General features: G+C 42.6%; 27 protein-coding genes. 9 read left to right on the top strand and 18 right to left on the bottom strand.

The window, feature by feature from the left end; genetic code table 11:
• Nucleotide 1: 1 nt before the first annotated feature.
• On the top strand, nt 2-688 hold the full coding sequence (gene recO, locus P0M11_RS08090) for a DNA repair protein RecO (RefSeq protein WP_275625208.1): 687 nt from the start codon (nt 2-4) through the stop codon (nt 686-688).
• Here recO and P0M11_RS08095 read toward each other — a convergent pair.
• From P0M11_RS08095 to P0M11_RS08110, 4 genes are read right to left on the bottom strand one after another with little or no spacing between them, the layout of a single operon-like run.
• The gene (locus tag P0M11_RS08095; protein ID WP_275625209.1) at nt 636-1,919 is read right to left on the bottom strand and encodes a hypothetical protein; all 1,284 of its coding nucleotides are present in this window, start codon (nt 1,917-1,919) and stop codon (nt 636-638) included. The genes recO and P0M11_RS08095 overlap by 53 nt on opposite strands.
• A gap of 14 nt (nt 1,920-1,933) precedes the next feature.
• The gene (locus P0M11_RS08100; RefSeq protein WP_275625210.1) at nt 1,934-2,554 is read right to left on the bottom strand and encodes a DUF1684 domain-containing protein; all 621 of its coding nucleotides are present in this window, start codon (nt 2,552-2,554) and stop codon (nt 1,934-1,936) included.
• A 34-nt stretch (nt 2,555-2,588) separates the two neighbouring features.
• Nucleotides 2,589-2,993, bottom strand: coding sequence for a hypothetical protein (locus P0M11_RS08105; RefSeq protein WP_275625211.1), 405 nt, complete (start codon nt 2,991-2,993; stop codon nt 2,589-2,591).
• A 32-nt stretch (nt 2,994-3,025) separates the two neighbouring features.
• A complete protein-coding gene (locus tag P0M11_RS08110) occupies nt 3,026-4,072 on the bottom strand; it encodes an NAD(P)H-dependent glycerol-3-phosphate dehydrogenase (protein WP_275625212.1) in 1,047 nt (348 codons plus the stop codon).
• Between the two features lie 210 nt (nt 4,073-4,282).
• Between P0M11_RS08110 and P0M11_RS08115 the strand changes: the two genes are divergently transcribed.
• Together P0M11_RS08115 and P0M11_RS08120 are read left to right on the top strand one after the other, a co-directional pair.
• Complete coding sequence (locus tag P0M11_RS08115) at nt 4,283-5,305, top strand: M23 family metallopeptidase (RefSeq protein WP_275625213.1); 1,023 nt, start codon at nt 4,283-4,285, stop codon at nt 5,303-5,305.
• 263 nt (nt 5,306-5,568) lie between these two features.
• The gene (locus P0M11_RS08120; protein WP_158063487.1) at nt 5,569-6,531 is read left to right on the top strand and encodes an SPFH domain-containing protein; all 963 of its coding nucleotides are present in this window, start codon (nt 5,569-5,571) and stop codon (nt 6,529-6,531) included.
• 73 nt (nt 6,532-6,604) lie between these two features.
• Here P0M11_RS08120 and P0M11_RS08125 read toward each other — a convergent pair whose 3' ends face one another.
• Entirely contained in the window at nt 6,605-7,273 is a 669-nt protein-coding gene (locus P0M11_RS08125; protein WP_275625214.1) for an RNA methyltransferase, read from the bottom strand.
• Between the two features lie 41 nt (nt 7,274-7,314).
• Between P0M11_RS08125 and P0M11_RS08130 the strand changes: the two genes are divergently transcribed.
• Nucleotides 7,315-7,560, top strand: a complete 246-nt coding sequence (locus tag P0M11_RS08130) for a hypothetical protein (RefSeq protein WP_275625215.1) — start codon at nt 7,315-7,317, stop codon at nt 7,558-7,560.
• Nucleotides 7,561-7,771: 211 nt separating this feature from the next.
• Here P0M11_RS08130 and P0M11_RS08135 read toward each other — a convergent pair whose 3' ends face one another.
• The 3 genes from P0M11_RS08135 to P0M11_RS08145 form a co-directional block, all read right to left on the bottom strand.
• Nucleotides 7,772-7,975 (bottom strand): hypothetical protein, encoded by a 204-nt coding sequence (locus P0M11_RS08135; RefSeq protein WP_275625216.1) that lies wholly within the window; start codon nt 7,973-7,975, stop codon nt 7,772-7,774.
• Between the two features lie 39 nt (nt 7,976-8,014).
• A complete protein-coding gene (locus P0M11_RS08140) occupies nt 8,015-8,305 on the bottom strand; it encodes a hypothetical protein (protein ID WP_275625217.1) in 291 nt (96 codons plus the stop codon).
• Between the two features lie 539 nt (nt 8,306-8,844).
• Nucleotides 8,845-9,054: a hypothetical protein gene (locus tag P0M11_RS08145; protein WP_275625218.1), complete on the bottom strand. Its 210-nt coding sequence runs from the start codon at nt 9,052-9,054 to the stop codon at nt 8,845-8,847.
• Nucleotides 9,055-9,319: 265 nt separating this feature from the next.
• Here P0M11_RS08145 and P0M11_RS08150 point away from each other — a divergent pair, with 265 nt between their 5' ends.
• From P0M11_RS08150 to P0M11_RS08165, 4 genes are all read left to right on the top strand, one after another.
• Complete coding sequence (locus P0M11_RS08150) at nt 9,320-10,132, top strand: T9SS type A sorting domain-containing protein (RefSeq protein WP_275625219.1); 813 nt, start codon at nt 9,320-9,322, stop codon at nt 10,130-10,132.
• A 150-nt stretch (nt 10,133-10,282) separates the two neighbouring features.
• Entirely contained in the window at nt 10,283-12,406 is a 2,124-nt protein-coding gene (locus tag P0M11_RS08155; RefSeq protein WP_275625220.1) for a Tex family protein, read from the top strand.
• A 129-nt stretch (nt 12,407-12,535) separates the two neighbouring features.
• Complete coding sequence (locus P0M11_RS08160) at nt 12,536-13,531, top strand: T9SS type A sorting domain-containing protein (RefSeq protein WP_275625221.1); 996 nt, start codon at nt 12,536-12,538, stop codon at nt 13,529-13,531.
• A gap of 162 nt (nt 13,532-13,693) precedes the next feature.
• A complete protein-coding gene (locus P0M11_RS08165; RefSeq protein WP_275625222.1) occupies nt 13,694-14,395 on the top strand; it encodes a YetF domain-containing protein in 702 nt (233 codons plus the stop codon).
• A 34-nt stretch (nt 14,396-14,429) separates the two neighbouring features.
• Here the strand turns inward: P0M11_RS08165 and P0M11_RS08170 are convergent, their stop codons facing one another.
• The 7 genes from P0M11_RS08170 to P0M11_RS08200 form a co-directional block, all read right to left on the bottom strand.
• On the bottom strand, nt 14,430-14,867 hold the full coding sequence (locus P0M11_RS08170; RefSeq protein WP_275625223.1) for an SRPBCC domain-containing protein: 438 nt from the start codon (nt 14,865-14,867) through the stop codon (nt 14,430-14,432).
• Nucleotides 14,868-15,078: 211 nt separating this feature from the next.
• Nucleotides 15,079-15,759, bottom strand: coding sequence for a type 1 glutamine amidotransferase domain-containing protein (locus tag P0M11_RS08175; protein WP_345774359.1), 681 nt, complete (start codon nt 15,757-15,759; stop codon nt 15,079-15,081).
• 490 nt (nt 15,760-16,249) lie between these two features.
• Nucleotides 16,250-16,690, bottom strand: a complete 441-nt coding sequence (locus P0M11_RS08180) for a JAB domain-containing protein (protein WP_275625224.1) — start codon at nt 16,688-16,690, stop codon at nt 16,250-16,252.
• A 48-nt stretch (nt 16,691-16,738) separates the two neighbouring features.
• Nucleotides 16,739-17,125, bottom strand: coding sequence for a hypothetical protein (locus tag P0M11_RS08185; RefSeq protein WP_275625225.1), 387 nt, complete (start codon nt 17,123-17,125; stop codon nt 16,739-16,741).
• Nucleotides 17,126-17,164: 39 nt separating this feature from the next.
• Complete coding sequence (locus P0M11_RS08190) at nt 17,165-17,758, bottom strand: hypothetical protein (RefSeq protein ID WP_275625226.1); 594 nt, start codon at nt 17,756-17,758, stop codon at nt 17,165-17,167.
• Between the two features lie 22 nt (nt 17,759-17,780).
• Nucleotides 17,781-18,203: a hypothetical protein gene (locus P0M11_RS08195; RefSeq protein ID WP_275625227.1), complete on the bottom strand. Its 423-nt coding sequence runs from the start codon at nt 18,201-18,203 to the stop codon at nt 17,781-17,783.
• A gap of 8 nt (nt 18,204-18,211) precedes the next feature.
• A complete protein-coding gene (locus P0M11_RS08200; RefSeq protein WP_275625228.1) occupies nt 18,212-18,547 on the bottom strand; it encodes a hypothetical protein in 336 nt (111 codons plus the stop codon).
• Nucleotides 18,548-18,740: 193 nt separating this feature from the next.
• On the opposite strand from P0M11_RS08200, the gene P0M11_RS08205 reads away from it, so the two are divergent.
• The gene (locus P0M11_RS08205) at nt 18,741-18,959 is read left to right on the top strand and encodes a helix-turn-helix transcriptional regulator (protein ID WP_275625229.1); all 219 of its coding nucleotides are present in this window, start codon (nt 18,741-18,743) and stop codon (nt 18,957-18,959) included.
• A 426-nt stretch (nt 18,960-19,385) separates the two neighbouring features.
• Here P0M11_RS08205 and P0M11_RS08210 read toward each other — a convergent pair whose 3' ends face one another.
• The 3 genes from P0M11_RS08210 to P0M11_RS08220 all read right to left on the bottom strand — a co-directional run bounded on the left by P0M11_RS08210 (nt 19,386) and on the right by P0M11_RS08220 (nt 24,046).
• A complete protein-coding gene (locus P0M11_RS08210; RefSeq protein ID WP_275625230.1) occupies nt 19,386-19,733 on the bottom strand; it encodes a hypothetical protein in 348 nt (115 codons plus the stop codon).
• Between the two features lie 928 nt (nt 19,734-20,661).
• Nucleotides 20,662-22,764, bottom strand: a complete 2,103-nt coding sequence (locus tag P0M11_RS08215; protein WP_275625231.1) for a heavy metal translocating P-type ATPase — start codon at nt 22,762-22,764, stop codon at nt 20,662-20,664.
• Between the two features lie 49 nt (nt 22,765-22,813).
• The gene (locus P0M11_RS08220; RefSeq protein WP_275625232.1) at nt 22,814-24,046 is read right to left on the bottom strand and encodes an efflux RND transporter periplasmic adaptor subunit; all 1,233 of its coding nucleotides are present in this window, start codon (nt 24,044-24,046) and stop codon (nt 22,814-22,816) included.
• Nucleotide 24,047: the final 1 nt, after the last annotated feature.

Below are 24,047 nucleotides of genomic sequence, written 5' to 3' on the forward strand. Positions count from 1 at the left end.
GATGCTGCACCTTAACGGTTTCCTGCTTTCCTATTTGAAATACGGCGACAATGACTGTGTGCTTCACTGTTTTACAGGTGAAAAAGGTTACCAAAGTCTTTTCGTGAAAGGTGTTTACGGAAAAAAGAGCAAACGGAAAGCTTACCTGCACCCGCTGGCGGAGCTATCCTTTACCATGTACAAAAACCCGGTGGCTGGCAGCATGTTACCCGTCTCCAGGCTGGAACCGGTTCAGGGCTCACAGGTTCCTCATAATATCAAGGCCAATTCGGTCATATTCTTCATGGCCGATTTCCTGAATCAGGTACTCAGGAACGAAGGCGTGAACCCGGGGATCTATGCTGAGACAGCGCATTTTCTGGAAGAGCTGAACGGTAATAATTTCCGTGCACACCTTATCTTTATGGTAAGATTTCTTGAAATCTCAGGCGTTCAGCCCCTGGTTGGTCCGGGCGCTTTTCTGGATCCTGAAAGCGGCAGTTTTACCGAAAATAAAGTGCATGATCTTTTTGATGCTGAGCTGTCCGCCATCTGGAAAGAAATATTATCCGGCAGTGCGCCATATACTGTTGCCATCGCGCCGCAGCAGCGCAAAGCTTTTATGGACAGCATTTTGGTGTATTACCATTATCATTTCAGTGATTTCCGGATTCCGGCTTCGCTGGAGATTGTGCAGCAACTTTTTTAGTCTTCCCGTAATTCATCCGGAAAAGGCCGGTGCGCTCATACAGAAAAAGTGCAATCAGGGAGTACTGATACCACTCAAAGTCCAGTTTGAACCTCATATTGGCCGCATGTCCTATCATATAGGGCGCGGTAAACGCTCCGAACAACAACAGTGATACCCAGAACAGAAGCCGGTACCGCCGCCACAGATGAAACAGTGCGAAGAGCGTAAGCAAATTCAACAGAATGACAAAAATCTTACGGGCAACCACAGCTGCGGAGGGATCATAAAAGTAACGTGTCGGGACATACCACAACAACCCTGCATTCTGCAAGGCCTTCAGTACTATTACCTCTTCCCTGTTTTCCAGCACACGCAGCACCTCAGTTCTGTAGATTTTTTCCATCTCAAATTCATCCACCGTTTTCCTGAGCTGAAAAGTATACAGATCATGCTGGGCAGAAATAAGCTTTACACTGTCGCACACATTAACGGGTGGTATCAGACTCAGGTAGATATTTTGCCAGAACGGGGTTTTAGTGAGGATAACTTTATCAAAAATGACATAATTCCGGATCACCCAGGGTGAATACAGAAGAGCAGCCGATCCCAGCAGAAGTACGGCTCCGTATAACCGCATCTTACGCATAAACAAAAGACCTGTTAAAAGTAGCAGAACCAAAGGAACCACAATAACCTGTGTAAGGAAGAGGACCCCTGTAAAAACTCCAAGGAGCAAGATGTCTTTATATGAACCAGCACGCGACATATAAATGCGGAGAAACTGGCGGATCCAAAGCAGAAAAACAGGAATAAAGATATTGGTTATTTCCAGCACATTGGAATAATAGAAATAAAAGGGCGAAAAAATAAATAGGTAGGCAGCCAAAATTCCTGCCCTGGTTTTGTGAAAGACCCGGAAAAGACCGATGATTTGAAGCGGCACCAGAAATAAAATACAGTGCTGGACCAATACCACCGCTTCTTTTGCAAAATCCCCAAACAGCCAGATAAAACAACTGAGGAAAAGAGGATAAGCAGGTAATTTGTACGCGGTTGGGCCAATAGTAATGAATTCTGAATAAACACCGTATTTTACCAGGTTCTGGGCGATATCCCAGTCCTCATAGGTCCCGCCGGGGAATCCACTGAAAATACTGTAACTAATTTTAGCCGCCAGCACAAGAATACTGAAAATGAGAAACACTCTCAGATTCAGCAGTTTTATTTTACCCGGGAATTTACTTACCATCAGTTCAATTCTGATTATTTGAAATAAATATCATCATATTTCACACCCGCCATTACTGAATATGGCAGTGTATTCCCGGCCGGCACCACCGGACAGCTGTAATCATAAGCATTATAGGCACAGTACGGCTGATAGGCTTTATTGAAATCAATCACAATTACAACACCTTCAGGAATCTCAAGGTCCAGATAACGGCCGCCACCATAAGTTTCATTACCGTTCGTCGCGTCACGGAAAGGCAGGAAAAGATGGTTCTTATATTCGGGCTTCTGTACCAGTTCCACACTCTGATAAATTTTCAGTGTGTATGTTTTCCCGTCTCTGCTGAATTCGGCTTCGCCATATTCCACATAAGGGCGGGCGTGACCCGAGGAGGTAGGAATATTAAACGGTACCGCATCAGGAGTTTTCCTGAATTGAGCCTGAACTTTATAGTTTGAATTAATCGGGAAGAATGGGTGTCCCCTGAAATTTGCCAGGTGCTCACCACGCAGCGGCGATTCTTTAGCGTCCCTGTACTCACGGTTGATCTCTGCCTGAAACTTCCGGATTTCCGCCGTGTAACCGGAGACTTCCTGAGAAGATACCAGTTGGGAAATCAGCATGAGCAGGAGTAGAGTCAGTTTATTCATCATGTGCCTTCGTAGATAATTGAAAGTACAATATACACTATTCAATCTTTACTCTGTAAACATCAGTACCGTTTCTCCTGATATTCCTCACACAGAAACCGCCCTCTTCGGCAATCAGCTCTTTAAGATCAAACTGGGTACAGGATTTGGGCAAGCCCGAAAAAATCAGTGTAAACCAGAAATCTTTCATTGGCGGAACTTCGGTCCAGTACGGTGCCATTGAGATATTTTCTGAATGTACGAGCTGGCTACGGGTGCCACTTGCATCATCAATGAGATAAGTGGTGGGCCAGATGCGGATTAAGCTGCCCCAGAAGGGCGTAGCCGGAAAACAGCAATGCACGATGACCTGCCGCTCCACTTCGGTGAGGTTTTGCAGCTGCTCCAACAGTTCAGGTGCAACTGTGGGCCGTGGTACGGTAATGGTGTCGGAACCGTTCATTGATAACCTGATTATAATATTCAGAAGAAATCCTAATTCAGTTCTGCCGTAAGTTCGGCAAAAACATTTTCAGCGTTTTCCTCATTATACAGTATTCTGTAAATCGCATCTATGATGGGTGTCTTCACGTTTTTCTCCTTGGCTGTGGCATAAATCGAATCGGCGGCATAGTAGCCCTCGGCCACCATATTCATAGACTGAATCGCCGATTTTACCGTATAGCCTTTGCCGATCAAATTTCCCAGGCTTCGGTTCCTGGAGAAAAGTGAATAGGCAGTAACCAGGAGGTCGCCCAGATAAGCACTGTCATTAACGTCGCGGGGTGCCTCATAAATAGCCTCCAGAAATGATTCCATCTCGCGTACCGCATTGGACACAAATACCGCGGTAAAGTTATCGCCGTAACCCAGACCACTTGCGATACCGGCTCCCACCGCGTAAATATTTTTAAGGATGGCGCTGTACTCATTGCCCAGGACATCCTTGCTGGCAGTCACCTTGATGAATGACGAGGCAAAGATGCTGTTCAGTTTCTCTGAAACCTTATCTTCCACGGTGGCGATGGTGAGATAAGAAAGCCTCTCCATCCCTACCTCTTCGGCATGGCAGGGACCTGCCAGCACAGCCTGGTTGCGGAAGCCGATGTTGAATTCCTGTCTAAGGTAATGTGCCACCACATCATTCACCTTTGGTACAATACCTTTGATTGCAGATACGAATATCCTATCCGAATAGTCTACCTGCAGCCTGTCCATCGCATCGGAAAGATAAATGGATGGCGTGGCCAGTACGATAATATCACAGGCGCTTACCAGTTCGTTGATGTCTGTAGTAATATTGAGCTTATTGAGGTCAAAACTTACTGAAGTAAGGTAAGTGGGATTGTGGCCGCGAAGTTCAACCGCACCTTTCACAAACTCACTGCGTACACACCAGTGCACCTTATCACAGTTCTCCACCAGCATCTTTACAATGGCAGTGGCAAAACTGCCGCTTCCGACAACCCCCACGCGTATGCCGGCAGATCCTTTCTGTGCGGCTGATGCCAAATTTTCTGCTGCTGTATTTTTATTTACCATAACACAATTCGAGGTTGCAAAGATAGGCAAAAGGCCGGAGTGGTCTCTTTATGATTAATGTAACGAAACACGCCTGATTATACAATTTAATCATTTTTTCTGCGTTAATACTACTCTAAACTAAAGTTCTGTTAAAAAATGACAGTCATGTTCATTTTTTTTTAATTTTGCCGACTGTTATTTAAAACATACAGCACGCAATTTCTTACAATGAAAAAGTTATTTACAAAAAAGAGGAAAATGAGGCTGCTGCTGGGCGGGTTCCTCGCGGTAATCTTTGCACAGTCACTCATTATTGCCAAACTGTGGAACACCAGGGACGACCGGAATTATGAAGTCAATCTTGTAAAAATCAACACCCAGAAAGACAGTGTGGATTATGCCAGAATGAAGAATGACCTGCTTCAGGTAGACAACACGGTGCGCGACCTCAACTCTTTTCTCGCGTCCAGAAATGTTTCCAACCTGAAAGTGGAACAGCTGGATCAGGACAGTCTGGCAAGTTCTGTTTATCTGGCCAAACAATCCAACCGTTACAGCCAATACCTTATGGATTTGCAGAACAAACTGATGCAGGTGCCCCTGGGAATGCCGAGCGACGGTTATATCTCCTCTAATTTTGGCAAAAGGAAAAACCCCATTCCTTTCCGCACTGTGCTTGCTTCTGTAAAAACGCCGGCCGCAAGGCCCAGCGCACCTGTAGCAGCTGTACCCACCACAACTGTGGAGCGCAAGGTGGTATCTGTGAAGATAGTGGAGGAAAAAGACAGCCTCGGTAATATCAGCAAGAAAACAGTACCTGTATACGCCAATGTTACCGTTCCTGCCTCAGCAGCTGCCTCAGCCACCATCAGCGCTCCTGCTTCGGCTAAAAAATCGACTGTTCGCGAGGTCAATAACGCTCCGGCAGAACCGGACCAGATCCAGTTTCATAAGGGGATGGATTTCGCTGTGTCTTATGGCAGCGACGTAAGATGTACTGCCGCGGGTACCGTTATCTTTGCGGGCCAGAAAGGCGGTTACGGCAACTGTGTGATTGTTTCGCATGGAAACGGACTCGCCACACTTTACGCTCACCTCTCCGATATCCTGGTACGCACCAATGACAAGGTAAAAGTAAATCATGTGATAGCCAAATCAGGAAACAGCGGCCGCTCCACCGGACCACACCTTCACTACGAGGTTCACAAGAACAATACTCCGGTTAACCCCAAACTGTTTATGAACTTTTAAGAACAGCCACATAAAAACATGTGCGCTCCTTTTCAGGAGCGTTTTTTTTATTTGGACAAAGAAGTCAGACTTGAAGCTTAAATTTAACAATTTACTGACCGATTCTACGGCAAACCCCTAAAGACCTGAATACAAGCAACATAAATCATCATCGTAAATTAATTTATATAGAATTAACACATTTTAATAGTTTATTGATACAAATACTTTGAATTTTCATAAAATTTCCCTATTATTAATCAAAACCATTAAAAACTATTTATATGTCGTTAACATTTTTACTATTGCTGCTTATTGCACTCATTGTCATTATCGGGATTTTCACCCGCAAACTGGATCTCCTCACCTACTCCGAGCCGGACAAAAACGGCCGGCGCACACCCACCGGTATGAAGTGGAAACCCGCCACTTTCATTTTTGTAGCCATAGTGGCCGCACTGCTCCAACCTATGAATTACGATGTCATCAGCGTGGGACACAAAGGACTGCTCATCAATCTGCTGGGCGACAAGCGTGGCGTCTCTTACACCGAGGAAGTTTCAGGAGTCGTGTTCTACAATAAATACACGCAGGAAATCCAGGAAATCCCGCTGGACCAGCGTCATATAGAATATCCGGAATCCATTATCGTGGCCAAAGGCGGTTTCCCCTGCCCCATCAAGCCTTCCTTCAACTATTCGGTGAAGGAAAGTACGGCCGCTGATATGTTTACCAACCTGCGTTCCACCTACACCAAGGGCGGACTGGAAGCCATACAGGAAGGCTGGCTGAACAACGCCATCATCGGGGCGATCAATGATGTGGCCAACAGACACTCCATCGATTACCTTTTCAATAACAGGGAAACTTACGAAGCCGAGATTTTATCTGAGGTGAACAAAAGAATCGGAAAATGGTTCCTGGTATCGCAGCTTAAGACCAATATCCAGCCGCCCAAAGCCATCCGCCAGTCCATTGAGGACAAGGCGACCGCTGATGCCGATGCCATCAAAGCCGAAGCCCAGGCGCGTGTAGCCCAGGCCGATGCGCAGAGGAAAATCCAGCTGGCCAAAGGTGACTCCGCCTCCATCGTGATCCGTGCACAGGCCGATGCCAAGGCCATCAGCCTGAAGCAGCAGGAAATCACCTCTACCTATGTGGAATACCAGCGCGTGCTGAAATGGGACGGCGTAATGCCGACCACCGTTTTGGGCAGCGGCAGCAACACCCTTTACCAAATGAAATAAGAGGTGTTTGTCCACAAAAATGCTCCGGAGTTCAGGCTTCGGAGCATTTGTATTTATGATGAAAAGCTTAAGGTTATATCTGGCTTTCCAATGACTTCAGGTAATTGTCCAGGACCTCCTGGCCGCGCGGAATGGAATTCCGGGCCCAGCGCACCTTGAGTTCCCAGAGTTTCTCGCCGGAGAGTTTGTAGTCCGTGCCCGACCTGATGAGTTTCTGTTTGAGCTCATAAAAGCAGATGGCAGCCGCCACCGAAACATTGAAGCTTTTGGTGAAACCGTACATGGGAATGGCCAGGGTTTCATCCGCAAAATTCAGGATTTCGTCGGTGACACCTTCTTTTTCGGTGCCAAAAACCAGTGCCACAGGTTCGGTGAGGTCGTAATCCGGAAGCATTGTGGCATTGTTTTCCGGCGAGACGGCCAGGATTTTAAACCCGCGGTTCTTAATTTGCCGCAGCGAATCCAGCGAGTGCGGCATCTTCTCAACCTCTACCCAGGTTTCGGCACCTTTGGTCACCTTGGGATTGGGGCTGAACTCATTAATACTTTCCATGGCCACAATTTTGTGAAAACCACAGGCCTCCACCGACCTTACAATGGCCGCGGCATTCCGGAACTGAAAAATATCCTCCATTACGGGCAGCACAAAATCCGAACTCTCGGGCGCATAACTCTCTATTTTCTCCAGCCTTTCGTCAGTCAGAAAGCGCTTTAGGTAGTTAAAGGTGGTTTCATGGTGCATGGTGCAAAAGTAGGGAATTTGAGGGATTTGAGTCCGGTTTCATGATCATTGGCGGACGATACCTTACTTTTACCACGCTTTACGGCCTGAAAGTCTACTGGCTGATGGGTGCGCTGCTGGGAGCGGCAGCTTTTGTACTTTTTGCCCTCCAGGCCGGCGCCTTCTACTCCGCTCTGGCCGGCGCTTCAGTTGAAATTATCGCGGGAACGGTTCTTTATGTGCAGTTCCGGAAACAGCGAGGCAAAAATGAAGCAGCAATTCCAGCTTCCCACACTTCGGGTTTATAACATCTGAACACACGATGGAAGTCTTGTTTTGTAATCAGACTGAGGAAAGGTGACGGAAATATCTTAAGAAAAATTGCTCGAAACACAGCCTGATTTAAAATAAGAAAAGGTATGCTGAACCGAGGCTGACAGCCTACAGTTCCGCGGACTTTGCCTCCAACTTAAATATTTGTTAGTCTAGCCGGAATATAGAACGGAATTAACCCGGAAATCAGATTTGGGACGATTTGTAATAATTTAATCCTTCGCATACTCCCAGTATTAAAACTTTATCCAGCAATTGTTTCTGTGTGATAAGATTTGCTTCTATATCCTTTTGCCGGCTTACCTTATGGCTTAAACTCATAGGATCAGTATGCGCTGAATGCCTTAACTTCAGAATATCTTCTTCCAACACCGAAGCTACTGCAATCATTTCCGACAGTTTAATTTTGGTCTCACAGATTATGTTTAATTATTCGATCATTTTGGACAGCTTTTCACTGTCACAACTGTTTAAATTTTCGCGGAGAACATGTTGCCCGTCCATCACTTCATTTATTTCCTCCCTGATTTTCTCTAGCACCTGGGAGCGTTCTTCATTAAGGGTCCTGTCCGAATTTTTTAACTCATATTTCTGAATGCAGGTTAAACATATATTTCTTCCCTGTACACAACCAAACTGAACAGTCTCTGATTCGTTGCCATAGCAAATCTCACATTCCGAAGACCAACTGCCTACTGATTCTAAAAGACTTTTTTTCATTATAGTGATATAAATGTTGTGGTAAAAACGTTTCTGACTCTGTTCCTGAATTCTCGCTGAAATATTGTACCAACAGACGTATTTCGTTTCAAAGGATTACCAGCCTGACGGATCCTATGTATATTGACTGCTACCGAGATTACGGCTGCCTGATAATTAGGATGATAAAGTCTCTACCGAATTTCTTTTACTGCTCATGCAATAATGCCCCCAATGTACCGTAACTGGAAAATATATTTTCGTAAATCTTTTTTTAAAACGGGATACTGAAGCAGATTTCGCCAAATGTGAAGCTTTGGCCTTATTCAAGTCCCGCTCCACTCTACGCTGCCGCTACAATAATCCAAGAAGGCCGCTATCAATATTTTTCAGGCGAGACCGGAGTATAAGTAATGCTGCAATGCCTAATGGGGAAAGACCTTAGACGACTTCCTGAAGTGCAAGTGATCCATACAGAACCAGCAATACTGAAATTGTGCAGCCTCCTCACAATTGCTGCGTATTGCAAAGTTCCTTTGGAATGACAACCGGGTGTCTTACTATTTTGGTTCCTTAAACTGCACAATCCTTTCTCTAATTCTTTCCAATACTACCTCATCCGTATCGTAAAAGATGTCCCGGACTTCACCGGAGCTGGGTTTAAACTGCGTAATATCCAGGTTAAAAAGTACCTGTGCAAAACGCTGTCCAGGATTTTGGTTCATATATCCTGAGATTTCTTCCAGGATTTGCTTTTGAGTTTCAGTCATTGGATAAATGTAAAAGTAAAGAGCGTCAACCCATGATGCCAATTCCTAGATTCCGGTGACTTTTTCTAACTAAGTCTTTTCGCACTTCTTCAAAAGTTATTTACAGTTTATTCAACATATATTGTAAAACACTAAAAACCTCAAAAAATAAAAGCCTTTACTGTACAACATATCTATAAAATAAGTAGATTTTTTAAAGACCTCTATCTAAGACAGTGAATAATGGTCTCTGAATTCATAACTTCAAACCTCAAAATAATTAGCTATGAAAAAAATTAACTTCCTTTTTTTATTCGCGGCGATGGCTGTACAGGGTTATGCTCAGCAGTATATGTACACCGGGACCACTGAAATTGCCAATACCATTCCCTTTGCGAACTCATCAAGTAACTTCAGGCAGTCCATATATTACCCAAGTGATTTCCCGACCGCACCGGCAGGGAATATTGTCGCGATCTATCTTAAAGCCTCAACGGCAGCATTGCCCAATATTACCAACCTGAAAGTTAAGATGGGCACGACCACAATGACTATTTTCCCAAATTCCACTTTTATTACAGGCCTGCAGACCGTGTATTCCGGCAATTATAACACGCCGGTGATAAGCGGCAATTATATCAAAATATCGCTTCAGACGCCTTTCCCGTATGATCCTACACAGAACCTGATGGTAGAGCTTTCGCAGGAGGGATACTCACCGGGATTTCAGATTATGCAGGGCTCCATAAACGTGAATTCGCGAACGGTCTTCGGCAATATGAATAATGCCAGCGGTACAGTTCAGCACAGGTTGGCCACTATGGGCTTCGATATGGACAATGCCATGGCCACCACGGAAGTAGGCGCAGAAAATGGCTTGAAAATTTATCCGAATCCAGTAACCGACGTTCTCCACATCACCAAAGTTTCTGCGGATGCGGAATATTCAGTTCACGACCCTGCCGGGCGTTTGATAAAGAAAGGAGAAGTTTCCAAAAGAGGAACTGTTGATGTGTCTGAACTTTCAGCCGGTGTTTACTTCATTACCGTTGAGGATAAAAATGAGACGGTGCTGAGCAGCAGATTCATCAGGAAATAATATACCAACAAACAGGATAAAAAGGCGTTCAAACAGAAGTGAGAACGGTTTTTTATTTATTTTATATTCTGCGCTTCTCACTTCCCTACTATTTTCAACAAAATCATTTCATCTTCAAAATCCCTATTTTAGCATTTCCAAAAATTGCTAATGACATCCACCGGTTTTATCCAACAATCCCTTCAAATTTCTGATAAATACATTAATGCAACACTAAAACTGCTTGCGGAAGACTGCACTGTTCCCTTTATTTCGCGCTACCGAAAGGATGCTACAGGAAACCTGGATGAAGTGCAGATTGAACAGATCGCGAAACTGAATACGCAGTTTGAAGAAATCATTAAAAGGAAAGAAAGCATCCTGAAATCCATTACAGAACAGGACGCATTAACTTCTGAACTTAAACAGCGCATTGACAGCAGTTTTGACGCTCAGGAACTGGAAGACCTTTACCTTCCTTATAAAAAACGCCGCAAAACCAAAGCCGACGCGGCGAAGGAGAAGGGACTGGAACCTTTAGCCAAAATCATAATGAGTCAGAAGGCAAATGGCCTGCAGTCGCTGGCTCTGAAATATCTGAATGCAGAAGTCAATACAGAGGAGGAAGCACTGCAGGGCGCCCGTGATATTATGGCCGAATGGATCAATGAAAATGGGTATGTGAGAAAAAATCTGCGCCGGCTTTTCCAAAGGAAAGCCATGATTTCGTCCAGGGTAGTTAAAACCAAAAAAGACGAAGAAGCCGCCCAAAAGTACAGTCAGTATTTCGAGTGGGAAGAAAACCTGAACCGCATTCCCTCGCACCGGCTTTTGGCCATGCTGAGAGCGGAAACTGAAGGTTTTGTAAAGACCAAAGCTGAGACTGATAAGGATGAAGCCATTAACCTTATTGAACAGGCCATCATTAAATCACATAATGAATGTACGGAGCAGATCAGGCTGGCCATAAAGGACAGTTACAAAAGGCTGCTGGAACCCGCACTTGCCAATGAAACGCTGCAGGAGGCAAAAGAAAAAGCCGATGAAAAAGCAATTTCCATATTTTCAGAAAACCTAAGGCAACTGCTTCTGGCAGCGCCATTGGGTGAAAAACGAATACTGGCTATAGACCCCGGCTACCGAAGCGGCTGCAAAGTTGTTTGTCTGGATGAGAAAGGCGATTTACTGCACAACGAAACCATCTATCCGCATGCACCGCAGAACGAAACGGGCATGGCCATGAAGAAAATCCGCTCGATGGTGAATGCCTATAATATTCAGGCAATATCCATAGGCAACGGTACAGCCAGCCGCGAAACGGAATTCTTCATAAGGAAAATCGCCTTCGATAAACCGCCGCAGGTCTTTGTAGTCTCGGAAGCGGGGGCTTCTGTTTATTCGGCGAGCAAGATTGCGCGGGAAGAATTCCCGTCCTTCGACGTCACCGTGCGTGGTGCCATTTCTATCGGCAGAAGACTTTCGGACCCGCTGGCAGAACTTGTGAAAATCGATGCAAAATCCATTGGTGTGGGCCAGTATCAGCACGATGTGGACCAGAGCCAACTGAAAAATGAACTCGACTCCACCGTCATGAAATGTGTAAACTCGGTGGGCATTAACCTGAATACCGCCAGCAAATCTTTGCTGAGCTACGTTTCGGGAATTGGTGATAAGATGGCCGAAAACATTGTGAATTTCCGTACGGAAAACGGTGCTTTTGAAGACCGGAAGCAGCTTAAAAAAGTTCCAAGGCTTGGCGAAAAAGCTTATCAGCAGGCGGCAGCTTTTGTAAGGATTGCCAACGGGAAGAATCCGCTGGACAATTCGGCGGTCCATCCGGAAGCCTACCCCATTGTTGAAAAGATGGCGAGAGATTTGGGCCTCAAAACTGCAGACCTTATTGCCAACAAAGAGAAGATCGTGCAAATTGATCCTGAGAATTATATTACTGAAACCATCGGGATCCTGGGAATCAGAGATATCCTGAAAGAACTGGAAAAGCCGGGCCTGGACCCGCGAAAAGCTGCAAAAGTCTTTGAGTTCGACCCAAGTGTGAAAGGCATTAAGGATTTAAAACCAGGCATGATTTTGCCCGGAATCGTGAACAATATTACGGCTTTCGGCTGTTTTGTGGACCTTGGCATCAAGGAAAGTGGATTGGTTCACATCTCCCAACTTAAAGAAGGTTTTGTTTCGGATGTAAACGAGGTGGTAAAACTGCACCAACATGTTCAGGTAAAAGTAACGGAAGTTGATGAAGTGCGGAAAAGGGTGCAGCTGAGTATGATTTTGTAGCAGTCTGTTAAAACATGAAGTAAACCACTTTTACTCATTTTACATAATTAGAGTAAAATTATATAAACATATTTATAAAGTACATAGATTCCTTTTCTTATTTCAACTTATATTTGCAAAAAATATTCGATGAAAAAATCAATACTGCTTATTACAGCGTTTACAGGTATGGTTTCCGCTCAAACCACCATAACCAAAGCATTTAATGATCCTGTTGTGGGCGAAACGGTAAATAATGTAACCGTGAACGGTACTGTAGATAATTCCGCTACCGGCGCAGGTGTAACTTTTCAGAACGGCAGCCTTACTCAGGGAGCAGCTACGGCAACCACCTACACAGCGCCCAGTGCGTCGGAACTTACCACTTTCCCGGGTAGCACCATTAAGATGAACGGCCTTGGAAATACGGTACTTTACAAGCAAACAGCCACCAAGCTGGAAATTACGGGACTTATCACACCCGATGCGACGCTGAATTTTTCAGTGAACAACGGAACAGTGATCACGTATCCGGCCGCCTTTGGTTATAATGAGACAGATCAGGCTCAGGGGACTTTCACCTCATCTGCAGCGTCAGGAATCTTTAAAGGAACCATCACCAATACTGCAGATGCTGCCGGCACGCTGATTTTAGGATCCCAAACCTATCCGAATGTACTGCGCCTGAAATCTGTGCAGAATCTGAACCTTCACCAAAGCAGTGATATCCTTTTCCTGGTACCGATAGGTACGGTAACGAACACTACCTACACTTATTATGATAATGTGCGGAAGTTCCCTATACTTTCCTACACCAGCGCCAACATAAGTGTTCCGCTGCTGGGCATTAACCAAACTACCACCGGTGCACAGGCACTTAATGAGGTGTTTCTGAGCACAGTTAATGCTGACCCAGCATCAAAACTGCAGATTTTCCCGAATCCGGCACAGGAAACCATTCATCTCACCGGAGAAACCAGCAGGTATTCAGATGCTAAGATTTTCGCAACGGACGGAAAACTGGTCAGGTCACGTGTAATAAAAGAGGGTAAGGTGGAAGTATCCGATTTGCCGGCAGGCGTTTATTTTCTGGAGATAAGTGGCCCATCGGTGGAAGCAAGAACGCTTAAATTCATTAAAAAATAACTGGCTGAACAAGTTTATAATTTCCAATAAAATCCTCCTGAATTTCAAAGTTCAGGAGGATTTCTTTGTTAAAGCGGCTACCCGGAAATCATTTTGCCTAATCCGCAAGCCCTGTTTTCCAAATAGGCATTCTTTTCGCTATAGCTGCCGAAACACTACTCTATGAATACCATTGCCGTTATAGACTGGAAGGACCTGTTACTTGGGTCCGAAGACTGGTCGTTCCTGCCGGAAGTCATCCTGAGAACCGTCATCATGTTCCTGATTATTATTCTGGGACTTCGGATTCTGGGAAAAAGAGGCGTGAAGCAGCTTTCGGTTTTTGAGCTTGTAGTCATTATCGGTTTGGGATCGGCCGCGGGCGACCCTATGTTTTATAAGGATGTGGGAATTGTGTTCTCGCTTCTGGTTTTTATAGTAATCATCGCATTGTATGCGCTACTTACCTATTTTCTGGGTAAATCCAAAAGATTTGAAGACATGGTAGAGGGCAAGCCGGTATGCCTGATCAGGGACGGGGTTTTTGAACTTGAAAATTTTAAGAAAGAGAATCTCGGGAACGACGAATTCTTCGCCGAGCTCCGTTTACGCGGAATCTCCCACCTCGGACAGATAGAAACAGCTATCGAGGAAACCTCAGGCGGTGTTAGTGTCTTTTTCCTCGAAGCTGATGAAATCCGCTACGGCCTGCCCATTATGCTGAATTCCCTGGACAATCCTTTAAAACAGATTGAAAAAGCGGGCTACTACTCCTGCACGTTTTGTGGCTTTACAGAAGAAAAAGCAGTGGGAGCGGCGGGTAACTGTTCGCATTGCGGAAAGGAAAAGTGGGTGAGCGCCAGCAATAATAAACGCGTAACCTAAACCCTGTACCTGTATGAGTCCCCAAGCCAACTGTTTATTTTCTCATAAAATCGTAGGCACCTTTGCGGAGGTGCACTCCATATTCTAGGTAAGCCTTTAGGCAGGCCAGAAAGTTGGCCCAGCCTTCGGTATTACTGATAAGCCATTTCAGGTTATCGTCATCCAGCTCCTTATCGCCTTCTGTAACTTTGACCAACGTACTTTGGTCGGCCTGAGCATTCAGGAAGATGTTAACTGTGGTTTCAGGGTCCCAAACAAAGGAGATATGATCCGGGGTCTTTACACTAACCTGTGTAACCGGGAATACATCCTCAAATTCCGGAAATTTCCAGGTCAGATTCTTTCCGGAATCCAGTCGGCCGCTGCTTTCCGAAAGAAAATACTGAGTCATGTGATCAGGATTGACTATGGCTTCAAATACCTCCCCGACCGTTTTTTGAATCTGGAGGGTAGCCTGGGCAGTAAGTTTCATGGTATTATTTATAAGAGCAAGCAATTTATTGATTTCTGAGGCAATGAAGAAGCAGAAATTGCTGACATTTTAATTTCGCACAAAATCTGTAATGGCATTGGTTGTCCTCACTTATTGAGTCCACGACCCTGCATCGTAGTAGAATGAGAGCTATCTACCAATAAAAAATTCCGCGACATGCATCACGGAACTTTCACCTATCCGTGTAAAATTATTTTTTCAGCTGAGCCAGCAAAAGTTCTGCTACCTTTTCGGATGAAGCAGGATTCTGTCCTGTAATTAGAAGACCGTCTTCCAGAGCATAGGGTTCAAAATCACCCGCTTTGGAATAGTTGCCACCGTTTTCTTTCAGCATATCTTCTACAAGAAAGGGCACGACCTCTTTGAGCTGAACAAGCTCCTCTTCAGTATTGGAAAACCCGGTTACTTTTTTACCCTTTACCAACGCTTCACCCTTATCATCTTTTACATTCTTTAAAGCTGCCGGCGCGTGGCAAACGAATCCAACAGGCTTCTGCATCCCATAAAAGGTCTGTATCAGTAACCTTGAATCCTCGCTTTCCGCCAAATCCCAAAGCGGTCCGTGACCTCCCGGATAGAAAACGGCATCATAATCATCTGCGCTTACATCTGCCAGCGGCAGCGTTCTGCTAAGTTTTTCCTGCAGGGCCTCATCTCCTTTAAAGCGGATGGTGGATTCAGTCTGGTTTTCAGGTTGATCACTGGTAGGATCAATTGGCGGCTGACCTCCCGCCGGTGATGCCAATGTCACTTCAACACCCCTGTCCGTGAGGTAATAATAAGGACTGGCAAATTCCTCAATCCAGAAACCGGTTTTCTTACCGGAATCTCCCAACTCAGCGTGGGACGTTAAGACAAACAGTACATTCATAATTCTTTTTTTGATGTTAATTGAATTTGTGATAAAAAAGATTTGAAGACTCTTGTCAATATTTATTCCAACAGATAATAAATCTGATCGAACGTACAAATAAGTAAAATAGGAAATTAGTGGGCAGCTTACCTATAAAATAAAGTTTATCAATAAGGATTGGATGTATACAAGCAGGAGAAAGAGCTGTAATAAAAAGAAGGAAGCACCTACGTTTCTGTAAGTGCTTCAATTTAAAGTGGCCCAGCTTGGGCTCGAACCAAGGACTTGCTGATTATGAGTAGCCATCAATACTTTTACAATAACTTCTATTAATATGTATTCAATTGATTTTCAGATATATAAAAATTAACAAAATTCTGATATTTCTTATTTATTTACCATTATCTGAAATAATGTTGGCGTATTGTTGACGGCAAATTATTACTGACACACATTTATGTAATACTGCAAGTCTTGCAATAATTGTAATATTGCAGGATTAAATTTATTACAATAATCCTTCATCAGCAAAACTGAAGTAGTCATCTCTGGTTATAATAAGGTGATCAACCAATGTAATTCCAATAAGCTTACAAGACAAGTTTAGCTGTTCTGTTATTTTCTTGTCATCTACACTGGGAGCCAAATTCCCACTTGGATGATTGTGAACCAAAATTATTCCTGTGGCCAATGCTTTCAAAGCTACAGCCAGGATAATTCTAACATCAACCACACAAGAGGTAATTCCACCCGTGGCCAGAGAATAAATCCCTAAGACTTTATTATTCCTGTTTAGTAGAAGCAATTTCACTTCTTCCTGCATTTCAATCCTTCCTTGCTCCCACTTTTGTAGCATCAGTTCAAATGATTTCTTACTGTCAACCACTTTAAAATCTAAGATTTTTTGTGGAGAATATGAGACCTGAATCTCAGCAACGTTATTATTCATAATTGATTTTTTGGTTAATTGAAAAAGCCAGTCTCTGATTGAAACTGGCTAACTTAATTTTAATTTATTCTGTCCAAGAATCTTCTTCTGGTATTCGATAATGGTTTGTTGTTCACCATTATCGTAATATAATCTGAGGGTCATGTATGCTGGCAAATTAACTGCTATACTGTTCAAAAAATCCTTCACAGACTCCAGCCGGTTACCGTTATAGAATAACTTCACTCTCATCAGTATGTCGCAATTAAAATACAATATTATCTGCTTCGTCCTTAAACCCAATATGACTGTGCTATCACCGAAGTACTCATATGGCTCCAAAGACAATCCATTTTCTACAAATTCATACGGCGGTATTGGAATAAGGACAAATTCATACTTTTCATATTGGTCATCAAGCTTAAATATTAGGTAATCATAAATATCATTTTTCATTTAGTTAATGGTATAAAAAAACCACCTGTTGGTGGTCTGTTAGTCAATCTTCGGTATTGGAATCATGGGAATTACAATTTTTTCCATCTGCTTCCTTATTTTTTCCAGTTTCTCCGGATATACTTTCTTTTCGTAAAATAATTCTTCAAACACTTTTATAAATTGAATCAGATTTTCATAATACTTCCTGTCAATGCAAACACCAAATTCACCAACTGGAGAGTTTCCAAAATGTGGATGGACCACCTCTCCTTTCTTCACACTGTAATCTAGATGATCATAACTGAAAATTGCCACTTTACTTATCCCGATATTAAAATACTTAATTAGCCAATTCTTCTGATCTGAAAGATTTTTACATTCTTCCAGTTCATCAAGAGCAATTTTACATTCTAAATCATACCTCTGAACATCTACACCGTATTCTACACCTTTATAAAAATCCGTAAAGTAAGAGTATTGTTTTGTGCAATAATCAGGTTCTTCCAGACAGTCAAAAGGTAACCCCTCTGCTTCATTACTTACACAGATATTACAAGGATTTTTTGAGAGATTTAGAATCTCAATGTATAAATCGTTGTACTCGTAAAGCCAGTAAGCAACTTTTTGTAAGGCAAAAGGAGACTCATTCAATTTACTAAGATGATTCAGAGCATTAATAAAATTCAGCCGCTCCGTCATTTCTTATTATAACAAATCTTTTTAATTGTGACCCGGAATACACAAGGTATATTTGTTCAATTTTTTTGATAATTGATGGATCCTTTGCGTTAAATGCCTGAACCTCATATGTCGTATAATCAGGTTTAATTCTTTTGACTGCATTGGTAACTACAAAGTCAATAACATCATTTCCAATTAATGAGCTTGTAAATCGAATATTAGTGACCTTACCTTCTTCGAGTACTTTCACACTGGTATTCGCAAATGCCTTTCTAAGTTCATTACCAAAAGGATTGGTCCCCTCCATGGAATACGCGGTAAAATTCTTCAAACTAGCCTCTGTTGCAGGAACTATCTGAGAAGATAACCAAGCACTATATAATAAACAAAGGAACAGTATAACTTTTTTCATCATTTTTCTTTTTAATTAAATAATATTCTTTTTCCGAACTCAGTTAAATAGATTTCACTTGAATCTTGCGTAACAACCCTTACTCCTACAACCTGACCATTTTTTTCATTATAAATTACCGAAAAAGCTCCTAATTCTGAATTTGGCCTTCTTTTCAATGTATGTTGTACAGCATCTGTCGTGTATGCAATATTAAACAAGTTGGCTTTATCATAAAAAGTACCTTTAAATTTTATAAAGTATTGTTTTTGAATACTTAAGTATTTATGATTTGTGTAAAGAATCCCATCAGATGGATAAAAACCAAAATAATAGTTTTCATTAGCAACACTTCTATCTGGCTTCATCCTGTATTGGGTATCAACTGTAAATCTTGTTGTGAATAGCAGAATTGAAATGATAAAGTTGAAAGTAAGAATAAAATAAGATGTAAATACGTTGCATAAATGTAGTTTTTAGTTATCAAATATAACCAAAGTATCATTTATGATAACCATGCGATTATCATTTATGACCACTTTTGGCTATTAGTTAAAATTGGTGGATAAAAAGGAATTTCAGATAGCAATAGGCAAAAGAATAAGACAACTAAGAGAAACGAAAAATATTTCTCAAGTTGAATTAGCTGCCCTTTGTAATTTTGAAAAGTCTAATATGTCCAGATTAGAAGCCGGGAAAACTAATCCTACTGCATACACCCTGCACATCATTTCTCAAAAGTTGGAAATTGAGACTTTCGAGATTTTAAGGTTCACTTGAAAACGTAATAAGTTTTCGCTATTAATACTTATACCGGAACAGATCACCATTAAAGTTTAATGCTGTAAATGAGGGACTATTAGCAGGTATACACATACTTGCATTAGCTTTCTTAAAATATTCACTGGTATTCGCAGATTTCGGAGGGTATTCGTCTAGTACCATTAGTCAAAAACATTAAATAATATATTATCCATAATGGTAATCCTCAAAGTCCCTGCACATATTTTCCGTGGACTATAATATATAAAAAGAAATTTTGTGCAGCTTTCAAGGGCACCATTAATGTAAAAATTATGAAAAGCATCAGATTTTCCTAAATCCTATATATAAAAAAAGAAAATCTGATGCTAAAAAAAATAAATGTCCAAGTTTTACTCAAATCTATATATGATTTAAAGGTAAAATTTGGACATTTTGTTCAACCTACTCAGTAGTTGCAAAGTCTGCAGTTGTTGCATTAACCTTAGATGGATCAAACTCCTCTGCTCTGTAAACATACCTGTGAGACAGTGAAATAATTTCACCTGTATCCTGGATGGTGTATTCATAAGGTTCACACTGCTCTTTAATTACAGAACCGGGGAACTCTGATCCAATTAAGGATTTGCATGTTTCCTCGTCAAATGTTGAGGTAATAGTGGCCTTTTTGGAAGTTGCGTAATACATTCCAGTAGTTTTGCTTAATACCATTTCAATACCTCCCTGCACTTCTAGCACAAAGAACTCTTTGTCCTCTGCCAGTCTTCTTTTGTAATTGATAATTCTTACCATTGTTTTTGGATTATGAGTTAGACATTACACCACAAGAAATGAATCCGCATTGCATACTTATCCAGCTTTCAACTTGAATAAAAAATATGCTGCTGCAAATTTTGCTTTTCCTATAAGTGGTGGGGGAACCTTGATTTCCCCAAAATGGGTGGGGGTTTTGAGTGGGGGGAGGGACAAATGAATATAGTGAATCCTAAAAAATTTTTTAGAAGAATTTCTTTAGGAGGCTCGAATATTTTTGGCGCCATAACTTTTACTATAATAAACCTGGCATTGTATTCCACGTTAAGCAAAACCGATTTTCGTAAACCTCGAGTTTATATTTGTAGCATAAATATGTTATAAAAATTATTATGGAAAATATCGTTTTAGTCTTAGCATTTCTTTTTCTGGCTATATCGGGAATGATCGTTTTGCTGCTCGTTGCAAACAACATCGGAAAAGAAAAAAAGTAATTTCAGAAAACCACTGTTGTCGTTGTTGGAAATGTAGTATTTTGGTAGAAAGCCGCGCCGGAGTCGCTGCATTTCTATAACGGTAAATTTCTATGGCCGGCATTCTGGGTTTCCTTTTCGGCCCTTCGTTGTTGCATTTCCCCTATTTCGGGTACAAATTTTAGGCTAGAGTCTTATCTTTGGCTGGAAAACTAGTAGGAAGCAGCCGGGGAGAAAGCCGTTTCCGAAAAACAAATCTGCCCGTTGCAAGAAAAGCATTATTTCCAATTATAGGCACTATGGTGCTGGTTTGCACGTAATGAAGCACTTCGGCAGGCTCAGCACAGGCGTGCGGAATGGAGGGCAACGTTGTAGCGGCTGGCCTGTGCGTATAATTGTCATTATGTTACTTGCTGTGGCAGCGGGGATATTTTGGAGGCTCATTATTTTTGCACAATATCTCCCATAAAAAAACGGACCGAAGCCCGCTTTGTTTAAAATTTCATTTTCTGAATCCTTACCGCATTTAGTATGGCAAGCAATGCTACGCCCACATCTGCAAAGACTGCTTCCCACATCGTGGCTAACCCCCCTGCTCCTAATACCAACACCACTGCTTTTACTCCAAAGGCCAACGCGATGTTCTGCCAAACAATTTTTTTTGTTTGCTTGCCAATATTAATGGCCATTGGGATTTTTGAAGGTTTGTCGTCCTGAATTACCACATCAGCGGTTTCAATGGTGGCATCACTCCCAAGGCCACCCATCGCTATGCCAACATCACTTAAAGCTACAACCGGCGCATCGTTGACTCCGTCGCCAACAAATGCAACCGTTTCATTCCGTGCTTTTATTTCTTTGACTTTATTCACTTTATCTTCAGGCAATAAATCGCCGAAAGCATTCGTGATTCCCAGTTTTTCTGCCACGGCTTTGACCACAGTTGATTTATCGCCGCTCAGCATCGTGACTTTTACTCCCAGACTGTGAAGTTTTTGCACTGTGTCAGCTGCGTCTTCCTTAATACTGTCTGCAATGGTAAGGTATCCAGCAAATTTTTCGTCATAAGCAACGGCAATTATTGTTTCTACAATATCATTTGGATTTACATCATATTGGACATTGAATTTATCCATCAGTTTAAAGTTTCCTACAAGCAACTCTTTTCCCTGATATGATCCTTTCAAGCCATGTCCTGCTATTTCCTCTACATTGTCGAGAATAACAGTATGGTCGGGTTCACCCAGGTGTTCATGAATTGCAGTTGCCACCGGATGGGTGGATGAATTTTCGATTACATTCACTAATTTCAGAATTAACTCCCGGTCGAATTGCGGTTTCAGATTTACGGTCTGTACTTTGAAAACACCTTCAGTCATGGTTCCGGTTTTATCCATTACCACATTTTTCACCTCTGCTAACGCATCCAAAAAGTTACTACCCTTAAATAAAATTCCATTTCTGCTTGCGGCACCAATTCCACCAAAGTATCCGAGTGGAATACTAATCACTAATGCACATGGACAGGATATTACCAGGAATATAAGGGCGCGGTATAACCAGTCCCGGAAAATATATTCATCCACAAAAAAATACGGTGCCAGACAAATTGCCACGGCGAGAAACACCACAATTGGGGTATAGATGCGTGCAAATTTCCTGATGAACAATTCAGTGGGTGCTTTCTGGGCCGTAGCATTCTGTACCAATTCCAGAATCTTTGAAAGTTTCGAATCACTGTAAAGGGTATTGACCTTTACCTGCGCAACAGTATTCAGGTTAATCATCCCTGCAAGGACGGCATCATTTTTCTGTTTTGTATCCGGTTTGCTTTCGCCAGTAAGTGCTGAAGTATTGAACGACGCACTGTCTGAAATCAAAATTCCATCCAGAGCTAGTTTTTCTCCCGGTTTCAACTGGATGACCGATTCTAGTGCGACGTCTGCAGCTTTTACCGTTTGTGGGCGATTATCTACTAAGATGGTCACTTCATCAGGACGCTGATCTAACAATTCAGCGATATTACCTTTTGCCCGCTGAACGGCCAAAGTTTGGAATACTTCCCCCACGGAGTAAAACAGCATCACTGCCACCCCTTCCGGATATTCGCCAATGGCGAAAGCCCCAATAGTGGCGATGGACATGAGGAAAAACTCCGAAAACACATCTCCTTTCCGGATACTTTCAAACGCTTCTTTAAGAACCGGCAAACCTACCGGAAGATATGCTGCTGCATACCAGCCAATCCGTACCCAATCCTTGAACCAGGATTGAGGGATCAAATAATCCATCGCTAATCCCACCATCAAAATCACGAAGGAAATAATTGCAGGCAGAAACAGCTGAAACGTTGATTTCCCCTGTGCTGAATGGTCGTGACCATCATCCTCCGTATGTTCATCATCCTCGCTCAGTTTCTTAGACCCTGACGGCGATTTTTTTGCGGAACGATATGCTTTGTCAGTGATACTGCAACAGCTATCCTCGATCAGAACTTTAGCGCCTGCATCTTTGTATATCTTGCCTTCCTGCGGCGTGCAGCACAATTGATTGCCATTTTCGTCGTAGGTATGTATATGTAATTTATTATTTGACATAAGTTATATTTAATAATGTATTGTAGTTTTTATTTTGACGTACTATTTCTTAATGTCCATGACCTTCCTCTCCCTTATTATTCATTTTAGCCAAGATAAAGAAGGCATTTTTAACTACTATTTGGGCATTGTCAGGAATTGGTTTTAAAGGGGTGATTTGAGTATAACCTAAATCGGTAACTCCCTTAGCCACTGGAATTTTTTCAAATCGTACTTCCTTTTCCTCAGATTCTTTTTTATTGCTTTTTTCTCCTGACTCCGGTACATTTCCCCGATCTTCTTCGTTTTTATCATCTTGCATAATAAAGATATAATCCTGTCCCTTATCATTAACTATGGCGTCCGTAGGAACCGAGGCTGCAGTTTGGTTATCCAGACTGATAACGGCGGTTACATTCATGCCATCAATGAGACCCACGCGGTCCCCTATGACCTGTGCGTGAACAGGAACGGTTTTGCTTTCTCCTTCAAAGGCTGTACCTATTGAAGTTATTTTTGCATCGTACTCCTTTCCTGGACTGTTGGTTAGTGTAAAGTGAATGGTTTGCCCCGGCTGCACTTTACTCAAGTCTTTTTCATATACATAGATATCCAAATGAAGCGCTGAGTTGCTTACAATTTCGGCGATTGGAGTGGCCATATCAACATTGCTGCCTATTTGCGCGATCACTTTACTTACTGTTCCGCTGATGGGTGCCCGTACCGCAAGTGCCGAACTGTAACCCTGAGCGGCACCAATGCTGCCGAGCTGTTTCTGAAGTCCCGAGCGCTGGCTGCGTAATGTTGCAAGATCTGTCTGTGCCTGCTGAAATTTCTTTAGCGGCGCGGCATTACCTTTATAAAGCTGCTGTGCACGGGTAACTTCCAGTTCTGCCATCCTGATCTGACCATTGACTTGCTGAAGCTGCTGCTGCATCACAATTAAATCAGGGTTTGATATGGTTGCGATAACTCTTCCTTTTGATACATAACTTCCAGGTTGTACGTTCAGGGAGCGTACTATACCGCTGTATGAGGGTGTTACAAACGCCTTATTCTGATTAGGAACCGTCAGCATACCGCTTACTTTTATGGTATTTGAAAGCTCCTTACTTTCAATACTGCCCATTTGAATTCCAACTGTCTCAATCTGTTCCTCCGTGAAATGTGCGACGTTAGGATCTTCATGCTCATCAACCTTCTCCACTTCAGGTGCTTTTGGGGTTTCAGTAACTTCTGACTCTTTTTTGCATCCTGTCAACAAGACAGAGACTGCAAAAATAAGGGTGATATACTTTTTCATG

The sequence above is a fragment of the Kaistella sp. PBT33-4 genome (genome assembly GCF_029194425.1).
Classification (GTDB): Bacteria; Bacteroidota; Bacteroidia; order Flavobacteriales; family Weeksellaceae; genus Marnyiella.